Here is a 10,252-nt window from a genome sequence, read left to right on the forward strand (position 1 = left end):
GCCGCCGTGGATGTCGAAGACGGTCGGGAGCGGCCCGGTCGCGCCCGCGGGCTTCTGGACCAGGGCGTGGATACGGCCGCCGGGGCCCTCCACCCACACGTCCTCCACCGGGACCGAGCCGGGCGACTTCATCCCGGGCGGGTCGAGGACGACACCGCCCGTCGTGGAGCGGACCGCCGGCGGCTCGGCCGCCGACGACCACAGGTACTCCACGCTGCCGTCGGGGCGGGCCGTGGCGCCCGAGACCGCGCCGCGCGGGGTGGGGATCTTCTCCAGCCGGCGCTCGGCCAGGTCGTAGCGGAAGATCTCGCCGCGGGCCTCGAAGCCGTGCGCGATGAGCAGGCCGGTGCCGTCCGGGTACCACTCGGCGCTCACGTCGCCGGGCAGCTCCAGGGCGAGGTCCGTCTCCTCCCCGGTCGCCACGTCCCACACCATCGGCTCCCAGCGCCCGCGCCGCTGGTGGCCGACGAGCAGCCGGGTGTCGCCCACGACCGGGGCGAAGCCCAGCACCTCCAGGCCCAGCTCCTCGGCGCCGCCCTCGGTGTCGTCGAGCTCGGCGACCGTCGTGCCGTCGGGACGCAGCACCCGCAGCGCGGAGTGCATCGCGTCACCGTGCTCGGTGTGCTCCACGGCGATCAGCGAACCGTCGTGGGAGAGGTCGCCGACGCCCGCCGACTCGCGGTGACGGTAGATCTCCACGGGCGGCTCGCCGGTGCGGACCAGGTGGATGGTCGTGCCGTCCTCGTCCGTGGAGCGGCCCACGACCGCCGTACGGCCGTCCCGGCCCAGCGCGAGGCCGGCCGGGTAGGAGGGGTCCAGGCCCGGCGCCGCGAGTTCGTCCTCGCCGCCGGAGAACGGCTGGCGGCGCCAGACGCCGAACTCGTCGCCGTCCTTGTCGTCGAACCACCAGATCCACTCGCCGTCCGGCGAGAGCACGCCGTCCGTCGTGCCGTTGGGCCGGTCCGTCACCTGGCGCTGCTCGCCCGTCGACCGGTCCCAGGCGTACAGCTCGTACGTCCCCGTCGCGTTCGACACGAACAGGGAGCGGTCGGGTGCGTCCTCCGCCCAGTCGGGCAGGGACACTCTGGGCGCCCGGAAGCGCTTCTCCCAGTCGGGCATGTGCTCGCCCTGCTCCACCGTGCGCTCGATCTCGTCCGTCCGGTCCGGCGCGTCGGACCCGTTGCTCTCAGTCATGGACCCATACTGCCCGTCCCGGCGGGTGTCGCGCCGCCGGGATCCCCAGGCTGTGGACAACCTCCACCGGATCTTTCACCGGCTCCGCCACCGGGGTGACCCCGCGAACCGGATACGGCCGGGAGCACCGTACCGTGGAGGGCGTGTACCGGTTTCTGCTGACGCCCCGATGGTGGGGGATCAACGTCTTCGTGCTCCTCGCCATCCCCTTCTGCATCTACATGGGGTCGTGGCAGCTCGGTCGGTTCGAGGACCGGGTGGACACTCACCGCGACGCCGAGGAGCAGGTCGCCTCGGACCAGCAGGAGGCGCCCAGGCCGCTGGACCGGCTGCTGCCGGTGACCAAGGCGACCTCCGGCAAGCAGACCACCGCGACCGGCCGGTACGACGAACAGCTGCTCGTCCCCGACCGGACGCTGGACGGCGAGCCCGGCCACTACGTCCTGACGCTGCTGCGCACCGACACCGGCAAGGCGCTGCCCGTCGTCCGGGGCTGGCTGCCCGGTGACCCCGACCCGGCGAAGGCACCCCCGGTGCCCACCGGCGAGGTCACCGTGACCGGCGCGCTCCAGGCGTCCGAGACGCCGGGCAACAACGGCGTCAGCGCCCGCGGCGGACTGCCGGACGGCCAGACCGCCGCGATCAGCGCGGCCTCGCTGGTGAACCTGGTGCCGTACGACGTGTACGACGCCTGGGTCACGCTGAACCGGGGGGACGCGGGGATGAAGGCGGTGCCGGCGTCCGCGCCGGGCGGGACCGGCCTCGACCTGAAGGCGTTCCAGAACCTCGGCTACACCGCCGAGTGGTTCGCCTTCGTGGGCTTCGTGATCTTCATGTGGTTCCGTCTGCTGCGCCGCGAGGTGGAGCTGGCCCGCGACGCGGAGATCGGTCTGCTCCCGGACGGGGAGCAGGAGCAGGAGCCGGACGCGGCGTCGGAGCGGTCGGGCAGCCCGTCCGCGGTGTGACGCCGGACCGGCCCGGGGGCCGGACCGGCCCCCGGTGTCACGTCCCCAGCAGGCCCGTCCAGTAGACCGTGCCCGCGCAGGCGTTGCCCACCGTCGCGGTGCCCGTGCCCGAACCCGTGGCCGCCGTGTACGTCACCGTCACGCTGCCGTCGGCCGTGCCGTCCTCCAGGAGCAGCTGCGTGGACATGCCGTTGTCGGTCCCGGTGGACGCGCCGCTCGTCGTGGGCGGGTTGTCGGAGGGCGACGGGTCGGGCGAGGGACCGCCGGTGCTGCCGCCCGTGCCGCCGCCCGTGGTGGGGCAGGGTTCGGAGGGCACCCAGGCGAACTTCACCTCGTACGCCCCGCCCGGCTGGAGCACCAGGCTCGCCGCCTCCCGGGAGGGGTCGGGCAGACCGGCCGCCGCGTCGCCGGCCACGTGCCGGACCGGGGTCCCCACCTTGGCGGCGTCGGCCGCGCCCGCCGTGGTCACGCCCACGGTGCCGGGGGCGTCGACGGTACAGCTCGCGGCGGAGACGTTGGTGACCCGGAAGGAGCCGTAGACCGCGCCCGTGGAGTCGGGGGCGGCACTGCTCGCGGTCGCCGGGCCGAGCTGGTCGGCGGTACAGGCGGTCGCCCCGGCCGTGGCGCCGGCCGAGGGGCCGGTCCCCTCGGCCGCGCCGGTGCCGGTGCCGTCGCCCGCGCCGTCCTCGTCCTCGTGCTTCTTGCCGTCCTTGTCGGTTCCCTCGACCTGGTTCGAGGTGCCGCCCGCGGTGGTCTCGCTGTTGCCCGGGCCCTTGCCCCCGCCGGTGCCGCCCTGCGTCTGCGAGGCGTGGCCGACGGCGGACGGGTTGGCGTCGGCGCCGGTCGTCCTCGAGACGTGGACGGCGGCGGGGACGGCGGTGCCGACGAAGAGCACGGCGGCGGCCGCGCCGACGAGGGCCTGCCGTTTGCGGGCCCGCCGGGCGGGGACCGCCCGGCGCAGGTAGTCCAGCGTGCCGTCGCTCGGCTCCACCTCCTGCACCGCCCGGTGCAGCATCGTGCGCAGTGCCAGCTCGTCCGAGTCGAGTTCCTCGGGGCCCTGGTCGTCGGGGCCGTGGTTCACAGTTCCGTTCCCAGCGTGCGATTGCTTCGGCTCTTGTCCGTGCGGCTTCCCGAGCGCGTACGGCCGCGTCGGCTCCTCCGACGGCTCGGGCTCGGTCTCGGGCGGGCCCTCGGGCTCGAGCGCCCGCGCCCGCCGCGATTCGTCCGCGTCCCCCGGCTCGCCCGTGTCACCGGGCTCCCCCGCGTCGCCGGACTCCCCCGTGCCTTCGGGCGCGGGCGGACCCTTCGGCTCGTGGGCGTCGCCGGACGGGCGCACGCCCTCCGGCTCGTGCTCCTGGCGCCGCGTGTCCTTGCCGTCGCTCATGCCGACGCCTCCATGGACACCCGCAGCGCCGCTATGCCGCGCGAGCCGTACGCCTTCACCGAGCCCAGCGAGATGCCGAGCGTCTCGGCCACCTGCGCCTCGGTCATGTCCGCGAAGTAACGCAGCACCAGCACCTCGCGCTGGCGGCGCTGCAGCCCCTTCATCGCCTTGATGAGGGAGTCGCGCTCCAGCTGGTCGTAGGCGCCCTCCTCCGCGCTCGCCATGTCGGGCATGGGCTTGGACAGCAGCTTCAGGCCCAGGATCCGGCGGCGCAGCGCGGAGCGGGAGAGGTTGACGACCGTCTGCCGCAGATACGCCAGGGTCTTCTCGGGGTCCCGGACGCGTTTGCGGGCGGAGTGCACACGGATGAAGGCCTCCTGGACGACGTCCTCGCAGGAGGCGGTGTCGTCGAGGAGGAGCGCCGCGAGGCCCAGCAGCGAGCGGTAGTGCGCCCGGTAGGTCTCGGTGAGGTGGTCGACGGTGGTGCCGGCCGCCACGGCGTCGTCGGCTCCGTCACGCTGACCGGGTATGCGGGCGGGGCGCGCTGCGGGCATGGGCGCGATCACCGGCATGCCACCGGACGCACCCGGCATACGGGGTCGGAGGGCCGGACGGGGAGGACGGAGGGTCCTGCCACGCGGCGCTGTGAAGTCGAGTACCTCAGCCACGCCAGTTGGACACGCTTCCCTCCGTAAGGGTTGTACGCGCCGGGCGTCACTTTTGAGCCGACCGGTTCCGTCGTCCGGTCACCCGTGTCAGGCAGCACCACCGACAGCACATCCCATGCCCTCATGCGTCCCGCTCTTCCCCTGTGCTCCATGTGAACGGACGTCCCCACGTCCGGTTCCAGGCGTCCCCACGCCCGGAAGAACGCGCCCCCACGCCCCGAAGGGGTGACCGCAAAGACGCTCCCCGCGCTCCGCTCGGTTGCGGAGGGCGGGGAGTAAATCCTCGGCTGCGAGGCAGGCCGGTTCAAGTGGTCCGGTCCACGAGACCGGCTCGCCGAACTTACAAGGATCTTACAAAGGAATCATGCGGGGTCCAGGGCTTTTCGTGCCCGGGTGCTCTTCACCCCTCGGCCGCCACCAGCTCGGCGATCTGCGCCGTGTTGAGCGCGGCCCCCTTGCGCAGGTTGTCCCCGCACACGAAGAGCTCCAGCGCCGTCGGGTCGTCCAGGGCCCGTCGTACCCGTCCGACCCACGTCGGGTCGGTCCCGACGACATCCGCCGGAGTCGGGAACTCCCCGGCGGCCGGGTTGTCGAACAGCACCACGCCGGGCGCCGTGGCGAGGATCTCGCGGGCCCGGTCGACGGTGACCTCGCCCTCGAAGCGGGCGTGCACGGTGAGCGAGTGCGTGGTGACCACCGGGACGCGCACACAGGTGACCGCCACGGGCAGCGCGGGCAGGCCCAGGATCTTGCGGGACTCGTCCCGGACCTTCATCTCCTCCGACGACCAGCCGTCCTCCCGCAGCGACCCGGCCCACGGCACGACGTTCAGCGCGACCGGCTCCGGGAACGGCCCGGTGCGGTCCCCCACGGCCCGCCGCAGGTCACCGGGGCCGGTCCCCAGCTCCGTACCGGCGACCAGGGAGAGCTGCTCGCGCAGCGTCCGCACGCCCGCGTGACCGGCGCCGCTGACCGCCTGGTACGAGGAGACGACCAGCTCGCGCAGGCCGAACTCGGCGTGCAGCGCGCCCAGCGCGACGATCATCGACAGGGTGGTGCAGTTCGGGTTGGCGACGATCCCGCGCGGCCGCATCCGCACGGCGTGCGGGTTGACCTCGGGGACGACGAGCGGCACCCGGGGGTCCATGCGGAACGCGCCGGAGTTGTCGACCACCACCGCGCCCCGCGCGGCGGCGACGGGCGCCCACTGCTCGGCGACCTCGTCGGGGACGTCGAACAGCGCGACGTCGACCCCGTCGAAGGCCTCCTCGGTGAGCGCCACGACCTCGACCTGCTCACCGCGCACGGCCAGCTTGCGGCCGGCCGAGCGGGGGGAGGCGATCAGTCGGATCTCGCCCCAGATGTCCGCCCGCTGGGACAGGATCTGGAGCATGACCGTGCCGACGGCCCCGGTCGCTCCGACGACGGCGAGCGTCGGCCGCGCGGAACGTTCCGGGGGAACGGTCGCGGACATCAGCGGCCGGTGCCTCCGTAGACGACGGCCTCGTCGCTGTCGGAGTCCAGCCCGAAGGCGGAGTGCACGGCGCGGACGGCTCCCGGCACGTCGTCCTTGCGGGTGACGACCGAGATGCGGATCTCGGAGGTCGAGATCAGCTCGATGTTCACGCCCGCGTCGGACAGGGCGGTGAAGAAGTCGGCGGTGACCCCGGGGTTGGTCTTCATACCGGCGCCGACCAGCGAGATCTTGCCGATCTGGTCGTCGTAGCGCAGGGAGTCGAAGCCGATCGTGGACTTGGCCTTCTCCAGGGCGTCGATGGCCTTGCGGCCCTCGGTCTTCGGCAGCGTGAAGGAGATGTCCGTCAGGCCCGTGGAGGCCGCCGAGACGTTCTGCACGACCATGTCGATGTTGATCTCGGCGTCGGCGATCGCGCGGAAGATCGAAGCCGCCTCGCCCGGCTTGTCCGGCACGCCGACGACCGTGACCTTGGCCTCGGAGGTGTCGTGCGCGACACCGGAGATGAGCGCCTGCTCCACCTTCTTGTCCCCTCGCTGAATCGGCTCGCTGCTGACCCACGTGCCCGGCAGTCCGCTGAAGGACGAGCGGACGTGGATCGGGATGTTGTACCGGCGGGCGTACTCCACGCAGCGGTGGAGCAGCACCTTCGACCCGGAGGCCGCCAGTTCGAGCATGTCGCCGGTCGAGATCCAGTCGATCTTCCGGGCCTTCGGCACCACGCGCGGGTCGGCGGTGAACACGCCGTCGACGTCGGTGTAGATCTCGCACACCTCGGCGTCGAGGGCGGCCGCCAGGGCCACCGCGGTGGTGTCGGAGCCGCCGCGGCCGAGCGTGGTGATGTTCTTGCCCTGCTGGCTGACGCCCTGGAAGCCGGCGACGATGGCGATGTTGCCCTCGTCCACCGAGGCACGGATCCGGCCGGGTGTCACGTCGATGATGCGGGCTTTGTTGTGGACCGAGTCGGTGATGACACCCGCCTGGCTTCCGGTGAAGCTCTGGGCGTTGTGGCCCAGGTTTTTGATCGCCATGGCCAGCAGGGCCATGGAGATCCGCTCTCCCGCGGTCAGCAGCATGTCGAGCTCGCGCCCGGCAGGCATCGGGGACACCTGCTCGGCGAGATCGATCAACTCGTCCGTCGTGTCGCCCATCGCGGAAACCACGACGACCACCTGGTGGCCGTTCTGCTTGGCTTCCACGACCCTCTTGGCGACGCGCTTGATGCCTTCGGCATCGGCTACGGAGGAGCCTCCGTACTTCTGCACGACAAGGCCCACGTGCGCTCCTCGCTCAGTCCGTCGTTTTCCCACGTTCCGCACACATGTGTGCAGACCGCGGTCGGCTCAGTCTATCGAGCGCCCGAAAAACCCCTCCGCGATACCGCATCGTGAGATACCCGGCCGCCCGCGCTGGGGCTCATGCCCAGGGTGACGCCCGCCACTCGGAAAAGCGACCCGGGTCACAGTCCACGCGCGTCGGGCCGGGCGCCGGGAGGCGGTGCCGGCCGCGGGCGGGCCGCCCGCGCGTCCCGGCCCCGGGAGGGCGACCGTCGGGCGCGCGCGGCGCGCGGGATCCGCCGCCGCACGGCGGGCGGGACCCTGCCGGACCCCTCCGGGACGGCGCGTCAGGCCAGGCCGTTCTCGCGCAGGGCCAGCCAGGTGCGGCTGGCCACGTCCGGGTCGTCGAGGTCCGCGCCCAGGAGCCGGCCGGCGGTGCCGATGCGGTGCCGCAGCGTGTTCCGGTGCACGCCCAGGTCGGCGGCGGCGCGCTCCCAGTGCCCCCGGTGCCGCAGGTAGGCGGCCACCGTGGCGACCAGGTCCGCGCGACGATGGCTCAGGAGCGGTTCCAGGGAGGGGGCCGCCGGTACGCCGCGGTCGGCCCGGTCGTGGAGCGTCCCCGCCGGGACCCCCGCCAGCAGGTGCCGCAGCGGGGGCAGTTGCCACCGCAACTGCCCCAGCTCGGCCTCGGCCCCCAGCGCGGCCCGAGCGGCGGACGGGTGTGCGGCGACGTACCGCCGCGCCGCCTCCGGCACCGCCTGCGCGTCGTCCGGTCCGACGAGGACCCAGACCTCGTCCGGCTCGGCGACGGCCAGCAGCTGCCCGCCGCCCCGCGCCGCCGGCTCGACGGCGTCGAGCACGTCGTCCCCGCGGCCGTGCCCGAACCCGGCCAGCCCCAGCAGGCGCACCCGAGGGGGGAGCGCGGGCAGGCCGAGGTCCGCGGCCAGGGCCCGGGCCGCGTCGACGTGCCCCGCGCACAGCAGCCGGGCCACGCAGGCCCGCGCGGCCCGCGCGGCGGCGACCCCGCGCCGCTGCTGTTGGCCCTGCAGGGCCAGCAGGGCGCACGCGGTGAGCACGAGCTGCCGGTCGGGCGCCTTCATCGGCCGGGGGCACCCGGTGGCCACGAAACCGGTCAGCCGGCCGTGGCCGGTCAGCGGCTGGAGGACGACGTCGTCCTCCCCCAGCGGGAAGGTCGCGGAGGAGTACGGACCCGCGACGCGCAGCCGGGCGACCTCCGTGGCGGCCCTGCGGGCGCTCGTCCGGTGCCTGCGGGGCCAGACCTCCATGACCTCGCCGTCCGGGCTCAGCCGGGCCGCCCAGCCCTCGACGGCGTCGGCCAGGGCACGGACCACGGCCGGCACCGGGTCGGGGCCGGCGGCCGACCGCACCAGCTCGCGGTGGGCGCCGAGCGCCGTGCTGAGCTCCTCCCGGCCCGCCGCGGCGACCAGTGACCAGTAGGTGCGGGCGACGGTGAGGAAGGGCGTGGGCGGGGGGACGACGAGCAGCGGCAGACCGGCGGCCTCGCAGGCCCCGGCCAGCGCCTCGGGGACGGTGTCGTGCACGGGGCCCAGGCCGATGCCCAGCGCGGTGACGCCGTGCGCCGCCAGCCGCGCGGTGTACGCCCGCGCCTGCATCGTCCGGCCGCCGGCCGGCCCCAGCCCGGTGGTCAGCAGCAGCTCCCCGCCCGAGAGGTAGGGCGTGGGGTCGGCCAGCTCGCTGATGTGGACACCGGTGACCCTGCGCGGGGGCGGGGCGGCGGGGGACACGGGCGCGAGGTCGTCCCCCAGGGCGCGTACCAGGACGTCGAGTGTGGGCATGGGGCCTTCCCGCGGCCGATGGGGCGATGGGCGCCTGTGCGATCCGCACAAGGTCCGCGCATTATCGGTCGGAACATCCGAGGAACTCCAGGCCCCGCGGTCCCTAGGTTGAGCACCACCCGGCTCCCTCTCCACGGAAGGAACGCCTCGTGACCACCGATGTCGCCTCTCCCGAGCCAGTCCCGGCCGCCTCGCCGGACCCCCGGCCCGACCGGCCCCGCGCCCCGCGGACGGCCCCGGCGGCCGAAGTGAGCCGCAACCCGCGCACCGGAGCGTCGGCCCGCGGACCGCGGCACACCGGGCCCCGGGAACTGGCCGGACTGCTGTCCGCGGCGGCCGGCGACGCCGCGCGGATCGCCGCCACCGCGCCGACGGTGCGCAGGCACTGGCTCCGGACGGTCGCGGACGCCCTGGAGGAGCACGCCGAGGAACTCACCGCCCTCGCCGACACCGAGACGGCCCTGGGCCCGGACCGGCTGCGCGGCGAGGTCGGCCGGGCCGCGGCGCAGGCCCGTTTCTACGGTGAGGTCGCCGCGGAGGGCGGCTGGCTCGACGTGCGGATCGACCGGGCCGGACCGGCCGATCTGCGGCGGATGAACCGGCCGCTGGGCCCGGTCGCGGTGTTCGGCGCGAGCAACTTCCCGTTCGCCTTCGGGGTGGCGGGCCACGACACCGCGTCCGCGCTGGCCGCCGGGTGCCCCGTCCTGGTCAAGGCGCATCCGGCGCACCCGTTGCTGAGCGCCCGCCTCGGCACCCTGGTCGCCGACGCGCTGCGCGCGGCCGGCGCCCCGGCCGGCGCCTTCGCCCTGGTCACCGGTTTCGACGCGGGGCTCGCCCTGGTCGACGCCCCCGAGGTCGCGGCCGTGGCGTTCACCGGGTCGCAGACCGCGGGCACGGCCCTGGTGGAGCGGGCCGCCCGGCGCCCCGTGCCCGTTCCCGTCTTCGCCGAGATGGGCACCGTCAACCCGGCGGTGCTCACCCCGGCCGCCGCCGCGACCGCGGCCGGCGTGACGGGGGCGGCCACCGGCTTCGTCGACTCCTTCACCCTGGGGCAGGGACAGTTCTGCACCAAGCCCGGCCTGCTGCTCGCCCCCCGGGGCAGCGGCGCGGCCGAGGCCGCGGCCGGGGCGCTGGCCGGCGTGCGGCCCGGGTGGCTGCTCACCGAGGGCATCGCGGCGGCCTACCGGCAGGGCCTGGCGGACCTGGTCGCGGCGGGCGCGCGGCCCGTGGCCCGCGCGGAGGCGGCCGACGGCGCCTTCGCCGCCGCCCCGGCCGTCCTCACGGCCCCCGCCGACGCGCTGCGGCCCGGCTCCCGGCTGCTNNCCGGTGGCGCTCGTCGTCGAGTACGACGGCACACCGCACCTGCGGGACCTGCTGGGGCGGTTGCAGCCCAGCCTGGCCGCGGCCGTCGCCTCCGGCGGCCCCGCGGACCCGGACCTGCCCTGGCTGGTGGACCACCTGGCACGGCAGGCC

At 74.8% G+C, this 10,252-nt stretch carries 7 protein-coding genes and 1 pseudogene; 2 read left to right on the forward strand and 6 right to left on the reverse strand.

The window, feature by feature from the left end:
* Positions 1–1,194, reverse strand: a pseudogene (locus B7L92_RS25605) (S9 family peptidase); the annotation flags it as partial.
* 143 nt (positions 1,195–1,337) lie between these two features.
* On the opposite strand from B7L92_RS25605, the gene B7L92_RS25610 reads away from it, so the two are divergent.
* A complete protein-coding gene (locus tag B7L92_RS25610; protein ID WP_304364712.1) occupies positions 1,338–2,159 on the forward strand; it encodes an SURF1 family protein in 822 nt (273 codons plus the stop codon).
* Between the two features lie 37 nt (positions 2,160–2,196).
* Here the strand turns inward: B7L92_RS25610 and B7L92_RS25615 are convergent, their stop codons facing one another.
* From B7L92_RS25615 to B7L92_RS25635, 5 genes are all read right to left on the reverse strand, one after another.
* Positions 2,197–3,543, reverse strand: a complete 1,347-nt coding sequence (locus B7L92_RS25615; protein ID WP_081239764.1) for a hypothetical protein — start codon at positions 3,541–3,543, stop codon at positions 2,197–2,199.
* The gene (locus tag B7L92_RS25620) at positions 3,540–4,136 is read right to left on the reverse strand and encodes a SigE family RNA polymerase sigma factor (protein ID WP_255311133.1); all 597 of its coding nucleotides are present in this window, start codon (positions 4,134–4,136) and stop codon (positions 3,540–3,542) included. The genes B7L92_RS25615 and B7L92_RS25620 overlap by 4 nt, the downstream gene beginning before the upstream one ends.
* A gap of 475 nt (positions 4,137–4,611) precedes the next feature.
* The gene (locus B7L92_RS25625) at positions 4,612–5,685 is read right to left on the reverse strand and encodes an aspartate-semialdehyde dehydrogenase (protein ID WP_081239765.1); all 1,074 of its coding nucleotides are present in this window, start codon (positions 5,683–5,685) and stop codon (positions 4,612–4,614) included.
* Entirely contained in the window at positions 5,685–6,962 is a 1,278-nt protein-coding gene (locus tag B7L92_RS25630; RefSeq protein ID WP_004985358.1) for an aspartate kinase, read from the reverse strand. Before B7L92_RS25630 ends, B7L92_RS25625 begins: the two co-directional genes overlap by 1 nt.
* 347 nt (positions 6,963–7,309) lie before the next feature.
* Entirely contained in the window at positions 7,310–8,779 is a 1,470-nt protein-coding gene (locus tag B7L92_RS25635; RefSeq protein WP_081239766.1) for a PucR family transcriptional regulator, read from the reverse strand.
* Between the two features lie 248 nt (positions 8,780–9,027).
* Here B7L92_RS25635 and B7L92_RS25640 point away from each other — a divergent pair.
* Positions 9,028–10,252 (forward strand): aldehyde dehydrogenase family protein (locus B7L92_RS25640; protein ID WP_438364022.1); only part of this gene is annotated, 1,225 nt, incomplete at its 3' end.

This window comes from Streptomyces viridosporus, from assembly GCF_002078235.1.
In the GTDB taxonomy this organism is placed as follows: Bacteria; Actinomycetota; Actinomycetes; order Streptomycetales; family Streptomycetaceae; genus Streptomyces; species Streptomyces viridosporus.

Excerpts from the sequence above, each read along its gene's own strand:
- B7L92_RS25615 (WP_081239764.1), bottom strand. The coding sequence starts at position 3,543 with ATGAGCGACGGCAAGGACACGCGGCGCCAGGAGCACGAGCCGGAGGGC.
- B7L92_RS25635 (WP_081239766.1), bottom strand. The coding sequence starts at position 8,779 with ATGCCCACACTCGACGTCCTGGTACGCGCCCTGGGGGACGACCTCGCG.
- B7L92_RS25625 (WP_081239765.1), bottom strand. The coding sequence starts at position 5,685 with ATGTCCGCGACCGTTCCCCCGGAACGTTCCGCGCGGCCGACGCTCGCC.
- B7L92_RS25620 (WP_255311133.1), bottom strand. The coding sequence starts at position 4,136 with ATGCCGGGTGCGTCCGGTGGCATGCCGGTGATCGCGCCCATGCCCGCA.